This window comes from Kribbella sp. NPDC050241 (genome assembly GCF_044459685.1).
GTDB lineage: Bacteria > Actinomycetota > Actinomycetes > Propionibacteriales > Kribbellaceae > Kribbella.
This window is the reverse complement of record NZ_JBITJE010000001.1, coordinates 1,183,776-1,201,619: the sequence shown is the minus strand read 5'-3', so window position 1 is coordinate 1,201,619 and position 17,844 is coordinate 1,183,776. Positions and strand designations below refer to the sequence as shown.

22 protein-coding genes are annotated in these 17,844 nt (G+C 68.2%); 14 read left to right on the top strand and 8 right to left on the bottom strand.

Features of this window, described 5'->3' with window-relative positions; genetic code table 11:
• Positions 1-29 precede the first annotated feature (29 nt).
• On the bottom strand, positions 30-686 hold the full coding sequence (locus ACIBG5_RS05705) for a response regulator (RefSeq protein WP_396390319.1): 657 nt from the start codon (positions 684-686) through the stop codon (positions 30-32).
• 68 nt (positions 687-754) lie between these two features.
• Here ACIBG5_RS05705 and ACIBG5_RS05700 point away from each other — a divergent pair, with 68 nt between their 5' ends.
• The 3 genes from ACIBG5_RS05700 (at position 755) to ACIBG5_RS05690 (ending at position 3,753) form a co-directional block, all read left to right on the top strand.
• On the top strand, positions 755-1,153 hold the full coding sequence (locus tag ACIBG5_RS05700; protein WP_396390318.1) for a pyridoxamine 5'-phosphate oxidase family protein: 399 nt from the start codon (positions 755-757) through the stop codon (positions 1,151-1,153).
• A gap of 29 nt (positions 1,154-1,182) precedes the next feature.
• Positions 1,183-2,613 (top strand): GAF domain-containing sensor histidine kinase, encoded by a 1,431-nt coding sequence (locus tag ACIBG5_RS05695; protein WP_396390317.1) that lies wholly within the window; start codon positions 1,183-1,185, stop codon positions 2,611-2,613.
• Positions 2,614-3,066: 453 nt separating this feature from the next.
• Positions 3,067-3,753 (top strand): hypothetical protein, encoded by a 687-nt coding sequence (locus ACIBG5_RS05690; protein WP_396390316.1) that lies wholly within the window; start codon positions 3,067-3,069, stop codon positions 3,751-3,753.
• 5 nt (positions 3,754-3,758) lie between these two features.
• On the opposite strand, the gene wrbA is transcribed toward ACIBG5_RS05690, so the two are convergent.
• Both wrbA and ACIBG5_RS05680 read right to left on the bottom strand, forming a co-directional pair.
• On the bottom strand, positions 3,759-4,367 hold the full coding sequence (gene wrbA, locus ACIBG5_RS05685) for an NAD(P)H:quinone oxidoreductase (protein WP_396390315.1): 609 nt from the start codon (positions 4,365-4,367) through the stop codon (positions 3,759-3,761).
• Between the two features lie 31 nt (positions 4,368-4,398).
• Positions 4,399-4,839, bottom strand: coding sequence for a YybH family protein (locus ACIBG5_RS05680; RefSeq protein WP_396390314.1), 441 nt, complete (start codon positions 4,837-4,839; stop codon positions 4,399-4,401).
• A 110-nt stretch (positions 4,840-4,949) separates the two neighbouring features.
• Between ACIBG5_RS05680 and sigJ the strand changes: the two genes are divergently transcribed.
• The gene (gene sigJ / locus ACIBG5_RS05675; protein WP_396390313.1) at positions 4,950-5,849 is read left to right on the top strand and encodes an RNA polymerase sigma factor SigJ; all 900 of its coding nucleotides are present in this window, start codon (positions 4,950-4,952) and stop codon (positions 5,847-5,849) included.
• Positions 5,850-5,863: 14 nt separating this feature from the next.
• Here sigJ and ACIBG5_RS05670 read toward each other — a convergent pair whose 3' ends face one another.
• The gene (locus ACIBG5_RS05670) at positions 5,864-7,000 is read right to left on the bottom strand and encodes a cation transporter (protein ID WP_396390312.1); all 1,137 of its coding nucleotides are present in this window, start codon (positions 6,998-7,000) and stop codon (positions 5,864-5,866) included.
• Positions 7,001-7,280: 280 nt separating this feature from the next.
• Here ACIBG5_RS05670 and ACIBG5_RS05665 point away from each other — a divergent pair, with 280 nt between their 5' ends.
• The 4 genes from ACIBG5_RS05665 (at position 7,281) to ACIBG5_RS05650 (ending at position 10,081) form a co-directional block, all read left to right on the top strand.
• The gene (locus tag ACIBG5_RS05665; protein WP_396390311.1) at positions 7,281-8,027 is read left to right on the top strand and encodes a class I SAM-dependent methyltransferase; all 747 of its coding nucleotides are present in this window, start codon (positions 7,281-7,283) and stop codon (positions 8,025-8,027) included.
• 77 nt (positions 8,028-8,104) lie between these two features.
• On the top strand, positions 8,105-8,503 hold the full coding sequence (locus ACIBG5_RS05660) for a VOC family protein (protein WP_396390310.1): 399 nt from the start codon (positions 8,105-8,107) through the stop codon (positions 8,501-8,503).
• A 37-nt stretch (positions 8,504-8,540) separates the two neighbouring features.
• Positions 8,541-8,885: a YciI family protein gene (locus ACIBG5_RS05655; RefSeq protein WP_393389255.1), complete on the top strand. Its 345-nt coding sequence runs from the start codon at positions 8,541-8,543 to the stop codon at positions 8,883-8,885.
• Positions 8,882-10,081: an RNA polymerase sigma factor gene (locus tag ACIBG5_RS05650; RefSeq protein WP_396390309.1), complete on the top strand. Its 1,200-nt coding sequence runs from the start codon at positions 8,882-8,884 to the stop codon at positions 10,079-10,081. Before ACIBG5_RS05655 ends, ACIBG5_RS05650 begins: the two co-directional genes overlap by 4 nt.
• A 10-nt stretch (positions 10,082-10,091) precedes the next feature.
• On the opposite strand, the gene ACIBG5_RS05645 is transcribed toward ACIBG5_RS05650, so the two are convergent.
• Positions 10,092-10,799: a hypothetical protein gene (locus ACIBG5_RS05645; RefSeq protein WP_396390308.1), complete on the bottom strand. Its 708-nt coding sequence runs from the start codon at positions 10,797-10,799 to the stop codon at positions 10,092-10,094.
• 123 nt (positions 10,800-10,922) lie between these two features.
• Between ACIBG5_RS05645 and ACIBG5_RS05640 the strand changes: the two genes are divergently transcribed.
• From ACIBG5_RS05640 to ACIBG5_RS05625, 4 genes are read left to right on the top strand one after another with little or no spacing between them, the layout of a single operon-like run.
• Positions 10,923-11,828 (top strand): DUF929 family protein, encoded by a 906-nt coding sequence (locus ACIBG5_RS05640; protein WP_396390307.1) that lies wholly within the window; start codon positions 10,923-10,925, stop codon positions 11,826-11,828.
• Between the two features lie 3 nt (positions 11,829-11,831).
• A complete protein-coding gene (locus ACIBG5_RS05635) occupies positions 11,832-12,314 on the top strand; it encodes a vitamin K epoxide reductase family protein (protein ID WP_396390306.1) in 483 nt (160 codons plus the stop codon).
• Between the two features lie 43 nt (positions 12,315-12,357).
• Entirely contained in the window at positions 12,358-13,020 is a 663-nt protein-coding gene (locus ACIBG5_RS05630; RefSeq protein WP_396390305.1) for a DUF6766 family protein, read from the top strand.
• 1 nt (position 13,021) lies between these two features.
• Positions 13,022-13,639 carry a UdgX family uracil-DNA binding protein gene (locus ACIBG5_RS05625; RefSeq protein ID WP_396390304.1) on the top strand — a complete coding sequence of 206 codons (618 nt, stop codon included), beginning with the start codon at positions 13,022-13,024 and terminating at the stop codon, positions 13,637-13,639.
• 1 nt (position 13,640) lies between these two features.
• Here the strand turns inward: ACIBG5_RS05625 and ACIBG5_RS05620 are convergent, their stop codons facing one another.
• Entirely contained in the window at positions 13,641-13,964 is a 324-nt protein-coding gene (locus ACIBG5_RS05620) for a plasmid stabilization protein (protein WP_396390303.1), read from the bottom strand.
• A gap of 117 nt (positions 13,965-14,081) precedes the next feature.
• Between ACIBG5_RS05620 and ACIBG5_RS05615 the strand changes: the two genes are divergently transcribed.
• Positions 14,082-15,044 carry a TIGR03557 family F420-dependent LLM class oxidoreductase gene (locus tag ACIBG5_RS05615; protein ID WP_396390302.1) on the top strand — a complete coding sequence of 321 codons (963 nt, stop codon included), beginning with the start codon at positions 14,082-14,084 and terminating at the stop codon, positions 15,042-15,044.
• Between the two features lie 146 nt (positions 15,045-15,190).
• Here the strand turns inward: ACIBG5_RS05615 and ACIBG5_RS05610 are convergent, their stop codons facing one another.
• The gene (locus tag ACIBG5_RS05610; protein WP_396390301.1) at positions 15,191-15,643 is read right to left on the bottom strand and encodes a nuclear transport factor 2 family protein; all 453 of its coding nucleotides are present in this window, start codon (positions 15,641-15,643) and stop codon (positions 15,191-15,193) included.
• Positions 15,644-15,722: 79 nt separating this feature from the next.
• Between ACIBG5_RS05610 and ACIBG5_RS05605 the strand changes: the two genes are divergently transcribed.
• Positions 15,723-16,226, top strand: coding sequence for a winged helix-turn-helix transcriptional regulator (locus tag ACIBG5_RS05605; RefSeq protein ID WP_396390300.1), 504 nt, complete (start codon positions 15,723-15,725; stop codon positions 16,224-16,226).
• On the opposite strand, the gene ACIBG5_RS05600 is transcribed toward ACIBG5_RS05605, so the two are convergent.
• The gene (locus ACIBG5_RS05600; protein WP_396390299.1) at positions 16,223-17,746 is read right to left on the bottom strand and encodes a DUF4041 domain-containing protein; all 1,524 of its coding nucleotides are present in this window, start codon (positions 17,744-17,746) and stop codon (positions 16,223-16,225) included. The genes ACIBG5_RS05605 and ACIBG5_RS05600 overlap by 4 nt on opposite strands.
• Between the last annotated feature and the right edge of the window lie 98 nt (positions 17,747-17,844).

Below are 17,844 nucleotides of genomic sequence, written 5' to 3'. Positions count from 1 at the left end.
CTGCGACGGCGACCGGACTCGCCAAGCGGTCAGGTCTTCGGCCGGCGCTTGGCGCGTTCGACGGCGTACACGGCGGCCTCGATCCGGCGATCCATGCCGAGCTTGCGGAGCAGTCCGGACACGTAGTTCTTCACCGTCTTCTCGGCCAGGAGCATGCTCTGCGCGATCTGCCGGTTGGTCTTGCCTTCCGCGATCTCGTCGAGGATGCGGCGCTCCTGATCGGTCAGCGACTGGTACCGCGGGTCGTCCTGCTCGTGCTCCGGATTGCGCAGCCGTTCCAGCACGGCCCTGGTCATCGCGGGATCGAGCAGCGACTCCCCCGCGGCCAGGCGTCGTACCGCTCCGACCAGGTCCGTGCCACTCACCTGCTTGAGCAGGTAGCCGGCAGCACCGGCCATGATCGCGGTGAACAGGGCCTCGTCGTCGGAGAACGACGTCAGCATCAGGGAGGCCGGTGGATCCGCCATCGACGAACGGATCTCGCGGCACACGGTGATCCCGTCGCCGTCGGCAAGCCGCACGTCCAGTACTGCGACGTCCGGCCGCAGCGCCGGGATCCGCGCGGTCGCCTGGGCCGCCGTCGCCGCCTCCCCGACCACCTCGATGTCCGGCTCGTTCTCCAGCAACTGGCGCAGGCCGAGCCGGACGACCTCGTGGTCGTCAAGCAGGAACACCTTGATAGCCATCGCACCTCGATCCCCCCAGGCCCGACCGTCTCGCTCAGAGTAGCGCCGCACCAGCCCTGGAGGTCGTGATGCACACCGAACGGCGTTTCGGCCCGGCCGGAATCGATCTCCTCGAGGACCGCGAGTGCCTGCGCCTGCTTCGGACGGTGCCGGTCGGCCGGGTCGTCTTCACTCGCGGCGGTCTGCCGGCGGTGCGGGTGGTGGGGTTCCGGGTCGATGAGGACACCATCGTCTTCGTGGCGGACGACGAGGGGGAGGGGATCCGGGCCGCGTTGCGAGGCGACGTGGTGGCCTTCGAAGCGGACGACCTCGATGCCGACCAGCACGGGGGATGGACCGTGACAGCGGTCGGGCACCTGTCCGTCGTACCTCCGGAGGAGGCACTCGTCCTGGCGCCGTCCGAGCCCGGCCGGCAGCTGATCCGGCTCGGCGTGGAATCGCTGAGCGGCCACCGACTCCTCGTGTAAGGGGTGTCCCGCCCCTTACCGTGGTGGCCGTGAGTCGGAAACCGAGTGGGGCCTGGGACGACGGTGCACTGGACCGGATCCTCGCTGCGGCGTGCGCGCTGGCCGGGGCGGGCCACGGCGTACTGAGCGTGTTCGGCCAGGACGGCACCGGGATCGTCCATCGCAGCGTCCTGGGCGACGCCGCGCCGGCATCGCGCTCGATCGACGTACCCATCCACGGCCGCGACGGAGTCGTGGGCAGCCTCTCGTTGAGCCGCGGGACCGAGTTCAGCCCAGACGACGAGCGAACCGTGACGACGAGCGCTCTCGCTGCCGGCGTGGTGATCGACAGCGTCTGGTGGCATGCCGACACCGAGCGGCGGCGCCGCTGGTACGAGGTGACGGCCGAGATCACCCAGCTGATGCTCGGCGCCTTCGAGCCGCAGGAGGCTCTCCAGCTCATCGCCCGCCGGGCCCGCGAGGTCTCCGGCTCCCGGCTCGGCGTGGTGATTCTGTCCGCCGATGACGAATTGATCATCGAGGCGATCGACGGCCCGGACGAGTTCCAGCGGTACGTCGGCCGGACGGTCGTCCTCCCGATCCTTTACGAGGTGATGCATGGCGATCGCCAGGTGCTGATCGACGACATCGTCGACGTCGCGAAGCAGAGCGGGCGGATCGACGAGATCCCCGAGGTCGAATCACTGGGACGGATCGTCCTGGCACCGCTGCCGGCCGGAACGCATGTGGCCGGTGGACTGCTGCTCGTGGCCGCCGAGCGGGGCGCCGTACTCGAGGTCAGCGAAGGGACCGACCTGGTCCGGATGTTCGCCAGTCAGGCCACCATCGCCCTCGACCGGGCGCAGGCTCAGCGCGATCAGTCGATGATCGCGGTCCTGTCCGACCGCGACCGGATCGCCCGGGATCTGCACGATCTGGTCATCCAACGTTTGTTTGCCACCGGCCTGCAGTTGCAGGGCATGCAGTCGATGGTCCAGCCCGAGGGACGGGAACGGATCAAGCGAGCGGTCGAGGACATCGATGCGACCATCCGGGACCTGCGGGCCGCGATCTTCGAGCTCAATCATCAGCCGCGCCGGCGGTCGCTGCGGGCCGACGTTCAAACGCTTGTCGCGGAGTACGCCGGTCCGCTCGGCTTCCGGCCGGTGCTGACGTGTTCCGGACCGCTCGACCTCGCCGTACCGGCAGCCGTCCGCCCACAGATCCTGGCCGCCATCCGCGAGTCGTTGTCGAACGTCGTCCGGCATGCGCAGGCGTCGGCCGTGTCGGTCGAGGTGACGGTGGCCGAAGGCGAGGTCGTGACGCGGGTCAGCGACGACGGTGTCGGGTTCACGCCCGGGGACCAGCAGAGCGGACTGCGCAATCTGCGCGAACGAGCCGAGGCCCTGGGTGGTGCCGTACGGCTCGAGAGGAGACAGCCGCACGGCACCATCCTCGAACTCCGCGCCCCTCTCGGCTGAGTTCGATCGGCCGGTGCCGTGCGGCCGATGAGGTCAAGCCGCACGACAACCGATGCTGGGGACACGCTCCTCCACGCAGCCCCAGCGATTCAGGAATCGACCCCTGACGACTCCCCCGAAATCCAGTCGTCCCACCGGGCGATTCCCTCTTCCTTCGCCCCCCGGGAGAGAAGCCGTCCCCACCTATCGGCTCCTACCCCGGCGGACCAGGGGCCTCCCTCACTTGCTCCTGCTCCGGTCTGGCGCGAATGGAAGGAGGCCGGGACTCGCGATGCAGTGCCCGCGGTGGCTGTTCTGGATCGGCCGGGCACCGCATTCGCCGGCCTCCCTCGCCCCTCTATTCCAGCCCTCGGCCACTGTCCGGATCAGGGCCAAAGGTCCCAAATCCCCCGCCACACGGCCCGCAGGATCCCGGCGTACGACGATCTGCGGGCCTGCGTGGGACGCTGAGGCATGCGGATCGTGATCGCGCTCGGGGGGAATGCGTTGCTGCGGCGGGGCGAACGGCCCGATGCGGACATCCAGATCGCCCGCCCGGCCGTCACGCTCGTCACCCAGACCGTCGTCGACGCGGACGATCCGGCCTTCGGCATCCCGACGAAGTACGTCGGCAGCGGCTACCCCGAGGACGACGCGCGCAAGCTTGCCCTGACGAACGGATGGTCGGTCCGGCCGGACGGCGCGCAGTGGCGCCGCGTGGTCCCCTCGCCGGTGCCGCGACGAGTGGTGGAACTCGACGCCGCCGAACTCCTGCTGCGCAGCGGTGTCACCGTGATCCTCGGAGGCGGTGGCGGCGTACCGGTGGTCGAGGACGGCGGCCGTCTTCGCGGAGTCGAGGCTGTCGTCGACAAGGACCTCACCGCGGCCCTCATCGCGACCGAGTTGCGGGCGGACCTGCTCGTGATGCTCACCGACGTGGACGCTGTCTACCTCGACTACGGCACACCGGCTCAACGACCGTTGCGCGACGTCAGCACCGCGGACCTCGCGGCCGTCACGTTCTCGGCCGGATCGATGGGCCCCAAGGTCACGGCCGCCCGGCGCTTCGCGGAGGGGACGAAGGGCCGGGCGGCCATCGGGTCACTCGACGACGCCACCGCCGTGATCGCGGGCACCGCCGGGACCCAGATCGCGCCCTGACCGGATCAGGCCGCGCGACCGGCCTTGAGGGCCGCCGCCGTCTCGACGGCCCGGCGCGCCTGGTACCGCGCCGCCTCGAGGTGGATGTCGTCGACTGGTCCGTCTCCGGTCACGTGCGACGTGCCGTAGGGGTTACCGGTCTTGTACTGGATCTCGTCGGTGTAGCCGGGCGGCACGATGATCCCGCCCCAGTGGTAGAAGACGTTCGACAGCGAGAGGATCGTCGACTCCTGCCCACCGTGCTTGGTGCCGCTCGCGGTGAACGCGGTGTACACCTTGTCGGCCAGCTGATTGGCAGCCCACAACGGACCGGTGCTGTCGATGAACGCCTTGAGCTGCGCGGCCGGCGTACCGAAGCGGGTCGGCGTGCCGAACAGCACCACGTCAGCCCAGGCGATGTCGTCCAGCACAGCCTCGGGTACGTCGGCGGTGGCGTCCACGTGCTCACGCCACTCCGGTCTGGAGTTGATCGCCTCGAGCGGCGCGTTCTCTCTGACCTTGCGGAACCGGATCACGGCGCCGGCCTTCTCCGCGCCTTCGAACGCGGCCTGGGCGAGCGTGTGCACAGTGCCGGTGGCGCTGTAGTAGATGATCGCGGCCTTCACGGGTTCCATCAGAAACGGGGTCCTTCCAGTGCTCAGGGGGTCAGGGTTGGAGGTCGAGCAGGGCTCTGCCGGTCGGGAAGTCGACCGGCACCGACACCTGGTCGTGCACGATCAGCCAGGCGCCGTCGAGCTTGCGGAAACAGGCCGTCCAGCGGACCCAGTAGTCGGTCGGAGCGCCGCTACGCAACGTGCCGCTGATGTGGTTCAGGCTGTACACGACGGCCAGATCGCCGCTGACCAGCACGGTCAGGTCCCGCACCTCGTAGCTGGGTGGCTCCTGGTACGCCGCGAAGACGTTCACCCAGTTCTGCCACTTCTTCTCGGCGCCTAGGTGCCGCAGCGGCGGTTCGATGTCGAACGAGACGAGATTCGGCGCGAACATCGTCTTGAGTCCGTCGAGGTCACCTGCCTGGACCGACGCGACCAACGTGTCGATCCGTTGCCGGATGTCTACTTCGTCTACCGCGTTCTGTGTGGTCATGATCGGTCCGACGAGGCAGCCCGGCGAACTGTGAGCTCACACTTCGCCTGCCTGCCTCGTCGGACCCATTGAAGGGCACAGTGAAGGCAGCAGATGTCGAAGGGAGCACCATGACCGGGTCGGATCCGAGCCTGAGCGCGATCATGAGCGAGCGGCGGCAGCTGATCAACCTCGCCTACCGGCTGCTGGGCTCGCTGGCCGACGCCGAGGACGTCGTCCAGGACACCTATGCCCGGTGGTACGCGATGTCCCGCGAGGAGCAGGACGCGATCGACAACCCGGCCGCCTGGCTGACCAAGGTCGCCAGCCGCATCTGCCTCGACCTGCTCCGATCGGCCCGCGCCCGGCGCGAGCGGTACGTCGGCGAGTGGGTCCCGGAGCCGGTGCCCGACCAGGCCGAGTGGCTCGGCGATCAGCCGGGCGGCGACCCGGCGGATCGCGTCACCCTGGACGAATCCGTCAACATGGCGTTCCTGGTCCTGCTGGACTCGATGACCCCGGCCGAGCGGGTGGCGTTCATCCTGCACGACGTCTTCCGCTATCCGTTCCCCGAGGTGGCCGAGATCGTCGGCCGGACGCCGGCGGCCTGCCGGCAGCTGGCCTCATCGGCGCGCAGGCGGATCAGTACGGCGCAGAGCCCGACGGCACCCACCAAGCAACAGGCCGAGATCGTCCGCGACTTCAAGGCAGCCTGGGCGGCGAAGGACATCCAGACGCTGATCACGCTGCTCGACCCCGACGTGGTCGCGATCGGCGACGGTGGCGGCGTGGTCACGGCCGCTCCGCACCCCGTTCACGGTGGCACGCAGGTCGCGCAGTACTTCGCCGATCTGGTCGACCGTGCGCACGGGCTGGTCGTTCTGGAGCGGACCGTCAACGGTCAGCCGGGGCTGGTCATCCAGCGCGAGGGCGTCACCGAGACCGTCATCGCGTTCGACATCGCCGACGACCGCATCAAGCACATCTGGGCCGTCCGCAATCCGGAGAAGCTCCGCCCCTGGACAACCTGAACGACGGCGGTCAGCTACCGAGTCACCGGTACGACGGTGTAGCCGCAGGCCCGGATCGCGGCGAAGCTCTGCACCCGGACCTCGGCCGAGCCGAAGCTCGCCACCACCCGCTTGGTCTCCAGGTCGAACTCCGGCGGCGCGACCCCGAACTCGCCGACCGCCTTGGTGATGGTCCGGATGCAGTGCCGACACGTCATGTCCGGCACCTCGAACACCTCGCCCTGGCCGTCCACGCTGCCGGTCTCCTCCGAATCCTCGACGGCGACCGTCACGACCTTCAGCAGCCGCGTGAACGCGTCGACGAACGAGTTGGCGACCTGGATCACCAGACTGACCCGGCGCCCGTCGACGGAATGTGGGGCGTGCGCGAGGCATCGCGGTTGCTCAGCGGATCCGAGTGCGACGTACTGCGCTGCGCTTGGATCGCTGTCGTCGGAGGCGCGGGCCGCCTCGATGCGGGCTTCCTTCATCTCCCGCAGCGCCGCGACCGTGTCGGCCGAGTAGGTCATGCGGCCGCCGAAGCAGACCAACTGCACCGGGATCAGACCGCGCCGATACGTCGACGCCTGGAGACCCCAGTGCCAGGTCCCGGCCACGGTGTTGAAGATCCCGCTGTCCCGCAGCGCCTCCGCGAACCCGGCCGGCTCGTCGTACGGCGTCGTACCCGCGAGATAGGCATGCTGGGTGAGGACCCGCGCGGCGGCGTCGACTCCTGTCCGCAGGATCTCGGCCGGCACCTTGTCCGTGGTGATGGCAGCCAGCAGGTCCGACTGCACCGAGTCAACGGCCTCGGCACGCTCCGCCAGCCGGGCGTCCGCCCGCAACCTCGCCCACAACGCCAGCGTTGCTTCCCGCGCAACGATCGGGACTGCCGGACCGAGGGATCCACAGTGGGCGACGTTCGTCACGCCCTCACTGTCGACCCAGGTCACCCGATGTGAGGCACTCGTGACCAGCTTCGGCGGGCACGGCCACAACCTGCTCCGAACGAACTCGGCCTGGTCGGTGCTGGAGGCAACCGACTCCACCGTGCAGGTGAGCCGGAACGGTGCCGTCGCGATGGGCACTGGTTCGTCGAAGACGTCGTACGCGAGTTCGGTCAGCAACCGCGCGACGCCGCTGCGTCCGGCAAGGGCAGGTTCATCGATCACCACAGAGCTCCTCGCCTCGGACGCACGGGCCCTTCCGATGCTAGGAACCAGTCACGCTCCGGCGTCGTCGCCGACGGCGTGTCGCCGCACGATCCACGACCGTCTGCAACGACCGGATTACTCAGCAAGCGGCTGATTCCCTTGAAAACAAGGCAATTCGAGGCACAGGGCGACAGCCACAGCGCGGGCAGTGATAGTTGCCCACTTTCCTTGGTTCCTGGTCGGGTCGTAGGCATGATGGGCCGGGCGGTGGCTTCGCTACTCGTCATGGGGGAAATACATGTCAGTCCGTCACACCATCAATACCGCGGTCAACAAGACTCTTCGGCCCACGGGCTTCCAACTCGTCCGGGGTCACAGCGCCGATCCGGCGATCAGTGCGTTCCTGCCGGCCAAGCGCATCGTCAAACAGGCCGACCGGGCCGGCCAATCGGTCGGCGACTTCCTCGACAGCTACAGCGCGGAGCCCGGCGCCACCGCGGAGACGGTCGAGGCGATGCTCGAGCTCAGTGGTCTCACGACCGCGGAGCGCGTCTGCGAGATCGGGCCTGGCTCGGGCCGCTACTCGACCAGGATCCTGTCGGCGCTCCGGCCGGGCTCGTACGAGGTGTACGAGACCGCACCGGACTGGATCGCCTACCTTCGCCGGGAACTGCCTGGTCTCGTCTTCCAACCGGCAGACGGCAAAACCCTGGGGTCGACGCATTCAGCCTCGGTCGACCTCGTGCACACGCACAAGCTGCTCAGCTACATCCCGTTCGCGACCGCACTCGGCTACCTCGACGAGATGGCCCGGGTGGTCCGCTCCGGCGGCACGGTCGCGTTCGACATGGTCACCGACGACTGCCTGGACGACTCGACCACCAAGGTCTGGCTGACCGAGCCGGACCGGATGACCATCTACTCGGTCGCCCCGCGAGCCTGGCTGTCCGGCTTCCTGGCCCAGCGCGACCTCGCCCTGGTCGGCAGCCGCTTCGTCCCGCTCAGCGGCGGCCGCACCGAACTCCTGGTCTTCCGCCGCAACTGACCGATCCGCGGGTGTCGTAAACCGGTCGGTGCCGATCGTCTCCTGAGTGAAACCCACTCACAACCAGGGAGACGACCATGCAACCGACCGTGAACATCCTGGACATCGCGGTGTCCGATCTGGGCGCGGCCATCGAGTTCTACAAGCGGCTCGGGCTCGACTTCGTCCGGGACCAGTACATGCCCGACGACCACGCCGGCTGCGACCTGCCCAACGGCGTACACCTGATGCTCGACACCGACGAGATGCGCGCCAAGATCACCGCGCGCTGGACGCCGCCGAGCCAGGGGCGGATGTTCCTCGCGTTCGAGTTCGAGACGGCGGCCGAGGTCGATGCGGCGTACGCCGAGTTGACCGCGGACGGGGTCACCGGGCTACAGGAGCCGTACGACGCGCCGTGGGGCATGCGGTACGCCACGGTCACCGACCCGTCCGGGAACGGCATCGACCTGTACGCCGACCTCCCGGCGAGCTGACCCGCGACGGGCCAGACTGATCCCAGGAGGTGGTGCAGTGAAGTACGTGCTCATGTTCGTCGACACCCCGGAGTTCACCAAGGAGGTCGAGGCGATGAGTCCGGCCGAACTGGAGGCGGCGTACGGGCGGGTGAACCAGTGGTTCATCGACAACGCGGACCGGATCAGTGCCCGGACCGGCAAGCTGCAGGGTGCGGCGACGGCGACCACGGTCCGGCTGGACGGGCCGGAGCCGGTGACGACCGACGGACCGTTCATCGAGGGCAAGGAAGTGATCTCGGGCGTGATCGAGATCGATGTCGCGGACCTGGACGAGGCGCTGCGGATGGTGAAGACCTGGCCGGCCTGCCCGGTGATCGAGATCCGTCCCGTGGAGTCATGACCGACCTCGCGTCCGCTGATGAGCTGGCCCGGGTGGTGCGCGAGCACGCGGGCCGGCTCGCGGCGTCGCTGATGTCGCTGCTCGGCGACTTCTCCGCCGCCGAGGATCTCGTCCAGGATGCTGTCGAGAGTGCGCTGCGGCGGTGGCCCGAGGAGGGCATCCCGGACCGGCCCGACGGGTGGCTGTTCACCGTGGCCCGGCGCCGCGGCCTCGACGTACTGCGGCGGCAGGAGAACTACCGGACCAAGCTGGCGCAGCTGCAGTGGCCGGTACGGCCTGAGCCGGATGACCGGCTGCGGCTCATCTTCACGTGCTGCCACCCTGCGCTGGCCAGGGAGGCTCAGATTGCGCTGACTCTCCGGGTCGTCTGTGGTCTGACGACGGCGCAGATCGCCGCGGCGTTCGTCGTACCGGAAACCACCGTGGCGCAGCGGATCACCCGGGCGAAGCGGAAGATCGCGGACGCGGGGATCCCGTACCGCATTCCCCGCGACGACGAGCTCGGCGAACGGCTGAGCGAAGTGCTGACCGTCATCTATCTGCTCTTCAACGAGGGCTACCTGTCCAGCACCGCCGAGCAGGCGCATTCGCGTGACCTCGTCGACGACGCGGAGTGGCTGACCGCACTACTGGCCGGTCTCCTGCCGAACGAGTCTGAGGTGACGGGCCTGCTCGTGCTGATCCGGCTCCACCGTGCTCGGGTCGCCGCGCGTTTCACTGCTGACGGTCAGATTGTCTTACTGCAGGACCAGGATCGGTCGCGATGGGACCATGCCGCGATCGCCGACGCGACCGCCCTGCTGATGCGGACGGCGCGCAGGCACCACTCCCCCGGGCTGTATCAACTCCAGGCGGCCATCGCCGCCTGTCACTGCGAAGCGGCCACATGGGCCGAGACGGACTGGGAGCAGATCCTCGTTCTCTACAACATGCTGCTTCGCCTGCAGCCGAACGCTGTCACCCGTCTGCATCGCTCAGTCGCCGTGCGGTACGTCGAGGGCGTGGAGCCGGCGTTGGCCGAGCTCGAGGAACTGGAGGGCGCACTCGGCAAGTACGCCCTGTTCCACGCCACCCGCGCCGAACTGCTTCGCGCGGCGGGACGCCCGTCCGAGGCTCATCACGCCGACCAGCAGGCGGTGGTGTTCACCGCCAACCCGGCGCAACTGAACCTCCTCCACGACCGCCTGAGCTCCTGACGGCCTGTCGTCAGTCCGCGTCGCTCCGCCGGACGATGGTCGGGTCGCGCCGCCCCCGGCCGACATCGATGCCCTTGTTCTGCATCCGCAGCCCGATCGACAGCGCCCGTACGCCGGTCGCGCCGAAGAAGCCGAGTTTGTACGACTCCCCCGGCGCCCCGGCTTCCCAGTACGGGACGTTCAGTTCGCCGTACTTGATGTAGTAGACCTCCGGCTCCGCGCCGGCCGCGATCCGCGCCGCGTCCTGAGCGCAGGCCGGCACCTTCCGCGTTCCGCGCCCCGGCGGCGTCCAGAGGACGTCACCTGTCGACGGTCCGTGCCGCGGATCGAAGAAACACGGCACCCGCCGCTCAGGGACTGGCTGCCCGGCGAGCCTGGCTTGCACACACGCCAGCGCAAAGCGCCCGTCGGTCAGGGTGTCGACGATCGCGCTGATCCCTTCCGGAGCAGCAATCCGCGGCGCCGCGGTCTTGGCCTTCTCGTACGCGTCGAGCGCGGTCTGGTAGTCGTGGTGCGTCGCGTCGTCCAACTTGGTGCCGTCGAGCGTCGTCCCGAACCGTGTCAACTGCTCTCCGAAGTGGGTAACGTCGTCCTCGGCGAGTTGCCGTACCCGCTCCACCTCGAGCGCCCGCCCGGCCCGCGCCACCCGCCGCGCGCGAAAGTACGCCAGCGCACCGGCAAGCCCGCCGCAGGCGATCAAGGCGACTATCCACTCCATCTACCGATGATAGGACGCAAGCCCCAACAGCCGCCGCGCTCAACTGGTGGACGGCGCGGAACTTCCGGGGGTGGTCGGCAGTTGAGTGAATGGGCGTTTACCGGTGGTGAGACGAGGAGAGTCATGGCAAGGCGTGTCGAGCAGAAGGCTCGGGCTCGGGAGAGGATCGCAGCGCAGCAGGCTGCACAGGCGCGGGCGGAGCGGCGCCGGCGCGTGCTGCTCGCGGCGGGTGCGGTGGCGGTTGTGGTCATCGTGGTCGCCGGTCTGGTGATCATCCGGCTGGCCGGCGGCGGGAAGGACAACACCGCGACCGCGCCGTCCGGTGCCGCCGACTCGCAGATCACGAGCGCGCTGGCGTCCGTCCCGGACTCGACGTTCACCGAGGTCGGCACCGACGCCGTGCAGGGCGGTCCGTCGGCGATCACGGCCCCGCCGCTGACCGCGGGCGGGAAGCCGAAGGTGCTCTACATCGGTGCCGAGTACTGCCCGTTCTGCGCCGCCGAGCGCTGGCCTGTCACGGTCGCGCTCTCGCGGTTCGGGACTTTCAGCAACCTCGGTACGACGCACTCGTCGGCCAGTGACGTCTTCCCGAACACCCCGACCCTGTCGTTCCACGGAGCGAAGTACACGAGTCAGTACCTGACCTTCACCGGCGTCGAGACGACCACGAACCAGCAGGTCAACGGGCAGTACGCCCCGCTGGACACGCCGACGGCCGAGGACCAGAAGACGTTCGACACCTACAACGCGCCGCCGTACGTGAAGGAGGGGGGCTCGATCCCCTTCGTCGACCTCGGCGGGAAGTTCGTCGCCTCGGGCGCGTCGTACAGTCCGGAGATCCTGGCCGGGAAGACGCAGGCCGAGGTCGCGGCCGCGCTGAAGGATCCGTCCAGCCCGATCGCGAAGGCGATCGTCGGCTCCTCCAACCTGTACACCGCCGCGCTCTGCCAGGTCACCGGCAACCAGCCCTCGAACGTGTGCTCGAGCGCCGCCGTCACCGCGGCCGCCGGCAAGCTCGGGAAGAGCTGAGACGTGAGCAAGACTGCGGGGACAGAGCAACAATCCGAGCAGGTCGCACCGCTGGGATGGTTGCCCTGGACAACCTTGGGACTGTCGATCGCAGGCGTCGCAGTCGCGGCGTACCTGACCTATGAGCACTTCACCGCGGGGTCGACGCTCGCCTGCCCGAACACCGGCGTGGTCAACTGCCTGAAGGTCACATCGAGCGAGTACTCGGCCGTCGTCGGCATCCCGGTCGCGCTCCTGGGACTCGGCTTCTTCGTCGCGATGACTGTCCTGTGCCTGCCGCAGATGTGGCGCGCCACCTCGCCATGGCCCGGCCGGGTGCGCCTCGCCGCGGTCGTTGTCGGAGTGCTGTTCGTCTTCTACCTCGTCTGGGCCGAGCTCTTCCAGATCGACGCGATCTGCCTGTGGTGCACCGTCGTCCACGCGTTGACCCTCGTGCTGTTCGGGCTGGTCGTCGTACGGGAGGCGCTGGCGCCGACCAGCACCTGAGCCGCGCTGTCTACGTTCGCCCAGGGCCGGGTACCGGTCGGTCATGCGATGGTTTCGGCTTCGGGCGCTGTTGACGGTCAATCTGGTGCTGTTCTTCGTGTTCCTGATCGGTCTCGTTCTCACCGGTCACGCGCAGGACAACGCTGAGCTCACCGATCACGGGCAGCCGACCGAGACCCTGGGCCAGTACGTCGGTTCGTCGTCCTTCGGCGAGGCGGTATTCGAGAACTGGGAGTCCGAATTCCTGCAGATGGGCATGTACGTCCTTCTCACCGCCTACCTGGTGCAGAAGGGCTCCGCGGAGTCCCGCCCGATCGACGAGGCCACACCGCAGGACGAGGACCCACGGGATCACCGCGCCGATCGTGAGGCACCCTGGCCGGTACGACACGGGTCGCCGGTGGTGCTGAAGCTGTACGAGAACTCCTTGGCGATCGCCTTCGGGCTCGTGTTCCTGCTGTCGTTCTGGCTGCACGCGGTCACCGGTGCGGCGTCGTACAGTCAGGAGCAGGAACTGCACGGCGGTATGGCGGTGACGACGTGGCAGTATCTGGGGACGTCACAGTTCTGGTACGAGTCGTGCCAGAACTGGCAGAGCGAGTTCCTCGCCGTGGCGGCCATTGTCGGTGGGTCCATCTACCTGCGCCAGCGCCGCTCGGCGCAGTCGAAGCCGGTCCACGCACCACACTCGGCCACGGGAGGCTGACGTGAACGACTTCACCGGCGCCGCGCAGTGGGTTCCCCACGACGGCGGGATGCGGAAGATCACGGCGACGCTCCCGGACTGCCGTGGCTGCGACCTGCACGAGTACGCCGAGCAGGTCGTGCCGGGCGAAGGACGGGTCCGCGCCCGGATGATGCTGATCGGGGAACAACCCGGCGACGTCGAGGACAAGGAAGGGCACGTCTTCGTCGGGCCTGCCGGCCGGCTGCTGGACAAGGCGCTGGTCGAGGCGGGGATCGAGCGCTCCGAGGTGTTCCTGACCAACGCGGTCAAGCATTTCCGGTTCGAACGCCAGGGCAAGCGCCGGATCCACAAGACCCCGTCGGCCGGTCAGATCGTTGCCTGCCGCCCCTGGTTGGACCGCGAACTGGAGATCGTGAAACCCGACCTCGTCGTCATCCTCGGCGCCGTCGCCGCCCGCGCCCTCATCGGCTCCGGCTTCAAAGTCACCGAACGCCGAGGCTCGCCGGTGCAGCTTCCCGACGGCCAAGCCGCGGTGGCGACGGTCCATCCGTCAGCCGTCGTACGGTCCCAGGAATTCCGTCGCGACTTCGCCCACTTCGTCGACGACCTCCGCGCCGCCAGAGAGCTACTGCAATGAACTACCTGCCGACGGCCTTGGCGAGTTGGGCTTTGGTCATCTTCGAGCGGCCCTTGATGTTCATGTGCTTGGCCTCGTTGTAGAGCTGTTCCTTGGTCCGGCCCTTCGAGCCGCTGTGCGAGCGGAGTCCGCCGCGGCGGCCCGACGAGATGTCGTGGGTCGACGTACGGCTCTTCTCCTTGGCCTCGCCGGAGCGGGCGCGTTCCTTGTTCACGGTCCGCGCGGCGATCTCCTCCGCGGTGTCCTCGCTGCGGCCACGCTTCTTCAGGCCGGACTTGATGTGCTCGTACTGCCGTTCGCGCTTGGCGTTCGATCCTGCGGGCATGATCCGCTCCTTCCGACGCTCCGGCCGGTACCCCGACATCTCTCACACAATCAGCCGCGTGCATGGATGAAACGGGAGCGGGCACTCGGCGGGTAACTCAAACGATCGGAGTACGACGTGAAGATCGGCTACTTCCTGTCCAGTGAGGAGTACACGCCGGCACAGTTGATCGAGCAGGCGCGGCTGGCCGAAGACGCCGGGTTCGACGGGCTGTGGATCAGTGACCACTTCCATCCGTGGAACGACGAACAGGGTCAGAGCGCCTTCGTCTGGTCCACCATCGGCGCGATCTCCCAGGTGTGCGAACTCCCAGTGACCACCGCGGTGACGTGTCCGACGGTGCGGATCCATCCCGCGATCATCGCGCAGGCGGCCGCGACCAGCGCCGTACTGCTGAACGGGCGGTTCCAGCTCGGCATCGGTACCGGCGAGGCCCTCAACGAGCACGTGCTCGGGTCCGTCTGGCCGACGGTCGACGTACGGCTGGCGATGCTCGAGGAGGCGGTCGAGATCATGCGGCGGCTGTGGACGGAGGAGGGGTTCGTCTCGCACCACGGCAAGCACTACACCGTCGACACCGCCCGGATCTACACCCGGCCGGAGGCGCCGCTACCCATCTACATGTCCGGCTTCGGGCCGGAGGCAACCGATGTCGCCGCGCGGATCGCGGACGGCTACATCACCACCACGCCGGACCGCGAACTGCTGCAGCGGTTCCGCGACAACGGCGGTGGGGACAAGCCGGCGCAGGCCGGGTTCAAGGTCAGCTACGCGCCGACCGAGGAAGAAGGCATCGAGCAGGCGCACCGGATCTGGGGGAACTCCGGTCTGCCGGGCGAACTGTCTCAGGTTCTGCCGTCACCCCGGCACTTCGAGCAGGCGAGCCAACTCGTCACGAAGGAATCGACGGCGCAGTCCGTCACCTGCGGATCCAAGGCAGACGCACATGTCGAGGCGTTCATGCCGTACGTCGACGCCGGCTTCGACGAGATCTACGTCGCCAACATGGGACCGCACTCCGTCGACATGATGAACCTCTACCGCACCGAAGTACTCCCCGAACTCCGCCGCCGCGCCTGAGCCCGCAGCAGCTTCCGGCTGTGCAGACCGACAGGTAGTGCACCTCCGAGACACCGTACACAGAACGCACGCCCGCTCAACTGCACTACCCGTCGACCCAACACCTCCTGTCCACCTGCACGCACAAACCGACCACGGTGGCTGACTCAGTCGGTGATTGGCAGTGCGTGGGCCTCCGGGTAGCCGGTGGTGGCCAGGCGGTTGAGGGTCTTCTCGAGTACGGCGGTGTCCTCGAGGGTGCGGACCTCGGTGATCTTGCCCCACCGCAACCGCAGGAACTGGTGTACGACGTTCTCGTAGTGGGAGCCGTCGACCACGCCCACGTGGACTGTGACCGCGGTTGCGACTCGCGTGTCCCACGGCCAGCCCGCGACCAAGATGTCTTGTACGTCGAACCGGGTGTCCGGGAGCAACCGGAAACACCGTTCCCACCAGCGCCGCAACGCATCGTGCGTGTGCCGTTCACCGCCCAACGCGTGATCGCCGTAGAACCGGTAGGTGAAGGCCGGCGCCATCCCCGCGACCATGGCCTCCCAGTTCCCGGCGCTGATCTCCGCGAACGCCTTCCGCACCTGCGCCGCCACGATCCGGTGGTACATGCCCCGCTCCCCTCTCGTCAGCCGTCGCCTCCACCGTAGAGATGGTGAGTTCAATACCGCAACTGACTAGAGTGGTGACATGCGGAACACCAGCTTCGCCTCGATGCACTGCTCGCTCGCCCAGTCCCTCGAAGTCATCGGCGACTGGTGGACCCCCTTGGTACTGCGCGACCTCTACCTCGGCCTGAGCCGCTTCGACGAGTTCGTCACCGACCTCGGAATTTCGCGCAATCTGCTCACCGACCGGCTCACCACGCTGATGAACGGCGGCCTCGTCGTCCGTACGCCGTACCAGGACAACCCGGTCCGCTACACCTACGCCCTCACCGAAGCCGGCCGCGAACTCATCCCGATCCTGATGGCTCTCACCGCCTGGGGTGACCGCTGGGCCACTCCACCCGCCGGGCAACCGCTCCACTTCACCCACACCACCTGCGGCCACCGCACGACACCAACAGTCACCTGCTCGGAATGCGGCGACCCTCTCACCGCGGCCGACGTCTCCCCGTCCCCCGGCCCCGGCGGCCGAACAGCGCCCGGCACCGCCCTCATCGCCACAGCGCTCACCGATCTCGGGCGTTAGGCAGGCGTCGCGCCGCCGCTTGCCCGCCACTCGAGAGCTTCGGGCAGATCGTGGTACTCGAGAAGGTGCTGCCCCGCGATCCGGGCCAGTTCGTCACGGACCTCGGCGGGCGTCGCATAGAAGTACTCGCGCCGCAGGTTGACCTTGTTGACGCGCTTCTCCGCGAACGCCGCATGGAGTCCGCCCTCGAGGCCGAGCGCGTCCTCGCTGAAGATGATCGCGTGGACGTCGAACCTGAACGGAACCGACGCGTCGCCCAACTCGCGCACCCGGTCCAGCGGATCGAGTCGCCGCGTCATGCCGATCTTGATCATGTTCTGACCGAACGATCCGAGGTTCGAGATGATGTAGACATAGCCGGCCCGGATGTTCGCCTCGCGCTCCTCGACGCCGGCGATCGACGATTCGATCTCGGCGATCTGTGCCTGGAGTTGGTCGATCGCGGCCGTATCGCCTGTCGCTTGCACCCGAGCCAGGGCGGTCTCGTAGTGCGACCGCTCCTTCAGCAGCCTCGACTTCTCCCGCTCGAACTCGCGCCGCGCGGCTTCCTCCTCGCGTTGCTGCTCCCGCTGCGCGCGAATGCGTTCCTTCTCCTCCTCGACCTTCGAGAGGTAGTCGGCAGTCAACAGGACCTCGTCGACGCGCAGCGCGTGGTAGTCCTCGCTGATTCTGATGTTCATGCTCTGACCGAGCCGCGCGATGGACTCGCGAGCCTTGGACAGGCGCTCGACACTCGACGCCCGGCGATGTGGCCGGACTGTCCGGACACAGTTGTCCGCCTCGGCGTTGTACGCGCGCAGCATCAGTTTAGAGATCTCGCGAACCATCTTGGCGCCCTCACGCGCCGAGTTGTTGACCTGCCAGGTCGTCGAAGCCGTGACCGCGCCGTCGCCTCGCGCGAGCGCCTTGTACCGGTCCTTCAGCTCGGCCAGCCGCGCCTTGTAGGCAACCGCGTCCTCCAACGGATGCGAGTACTCGTAGATGCCCACCTCCTGCAGCATCGCAACCTCGTTGGTCTCGATGACCTCCTGCCGTACGGCGGTCAGCTCGGCCTGAGCGTCGGACACATCCTGCCGGGCGCTGCCCAGCGCAGACTGCACTTGACCGAGCTCGCCGCGCAGGCGGTCCGTCTCCGCAGCGATGGTCAGCGCATCCATCCCACCGAGCTGATCCACCAGGTGGTGCAGACGCTCGACCTCGTTCTCCAGGCGCTTCTTCCCGCCGAACAGCCCGCGTCCCTCGCGGCGGCCCGGAATGTCGAGTCCGACCGCCTCAGCTGGAGCGGTCTGCTGCTCCGCGTGCTCGGTCCGCGCCGCGTGCCTCGCGCGGACCGCAACCGTACTCTGCAGCGGAGGTTCCGGTACGGCGCTCGCGTGCGATCCGACGGGCACATTCTCGACCCACAGCTGCCACCCAGGCGGGGCCGGCGGCCAACTCGGGTCGGGTTCCCAGCCCGGCTCAGGGACGAAGCCGGCCGGCGGGCTCGGCCAGTTCGGCGGCGGGTTGAATCGATACGACATGCAGCACGCTCCCCCACGTCAGACACGTCACGACCAGACGGCCGCCCCGCGGGCCCCACACCAGCCTCGCCCTCCCCGGCAAGGCCGCCCACGCAAGC

Bases quoted from the DNA above. Each gene is read 5' to 3' on its own strand.
- ACIBG5_RS05620 (WP_396390303.1), bottom strand. From the start codon at position 13,964: ATGCCCGCAGGATCGAACGCCAAGCGCGAACGGCAGTACGAGCACATC.
- ACIBG5_RS05650 (WP_396390309.1), top strand. From the start codon at position 8,882: ATGACCGACCTCGCGTCCGCTGATGAGCTGGCCCGGGTGGTGCGCGAG.
- ACIBG5_RS05600 (WP_396390299.1), bottom strand. From the start codon at position 17,746: ATGTCGTATCGATTCAACCCGCCGCCGAACTGGCCGAGCCCGCCGGCC.
- ACIBG5_RS05700 (WP_396390318.1), top strand. From the start codon at position 755: ATGCACACCGAACGGCGTTTCGGCCCGGCCGGAATCGATCTCCTCGAG.
- ACIBG5_RS05645 (WP_396390308.1), bottom strand. From the start codon at position 10,799: ATGGAGTGGATAGTCGCCTTGATCGCCTGCGGCGGGCTTGCCGGTGCG.
- ACIBG5_RS05610 (WP_396390301.1), bottom strand. From the start codon at position 15,643: ATGTACCACCGGATCGTGGCGGCGCAGGTGCGGAAGGCGTTCGCGGAG.
- wrbA (WP_396390315.1), bottom strand. From the start codon at position 4,367: ATGGAACCCGTGAAGGCCGCGATCATCTACTACAGCGCCACCGGCACT.
- ACIBG5_RS05690 (WP_396390316.1), top strand. From the start codon at position 3,067: ATGCGGATCGTGATCGCGCTCGGGGGGAATGCGTTGCTGCGGCGGGGC.
- sigJ (WP_396390313.1), top strand. From the start codon at position 4,950: ATGACCGGGTCGGATCCGAGCCTGAGCGCGATCATGAGCGAGCGGCGG.
- ACIBG5_RS05665 (WP_396390311.1), top strand. From the start codon at position 7,281: ATGTCAGTCCGTCACACCATCAATACCGCGGTCAACAAGACTCTTCGG.
- ACIBG5_RS05705 (WP_396390319.1), bottom strand. From the start codon at position 686: ATGGCTATCAAGGTGTTCCTGCTTGACGACCACGAGGTCGTCCGGCTC.
- ACIBG5_RS05630 (WP_396390305.1), top strand. From the start codon at position 12,358: ATGCGATGGTTTCGGCTTCGGGCGCTGTTGACGGTCAATCTGGTGCTG.
- ACIBG5_RS05605 (WP_396390300.1), top strand. From the start codon at position 15,723: ATGCGGAACACCAGCTTCGCCTCGATGCACTGCTCGCTCGCCCAGTCC.
- ACIBG5_RS05640 (WP_396390307.1), top strand. From the start codon at position 10,923: ATGGCAAGGCGTGTCGAGCAGAAGGCTCGGGCTCGGGAGAGGATCGCA.
- ACIBG5_RS05660 (WP_396390310.1), top strand. From the start codon at position 8,105: ATGCAACCGACCGTGAACATCCTGGACATCGCGGTGTCCGATCTGGGC.
- ACIBG5_RS05680 (WP_396390314.1), bottom strand. From the start codon at position 4,839: ATGACCACACAGAACGCGGTAGACGAAGTAGACATCCGGCAACGGATC.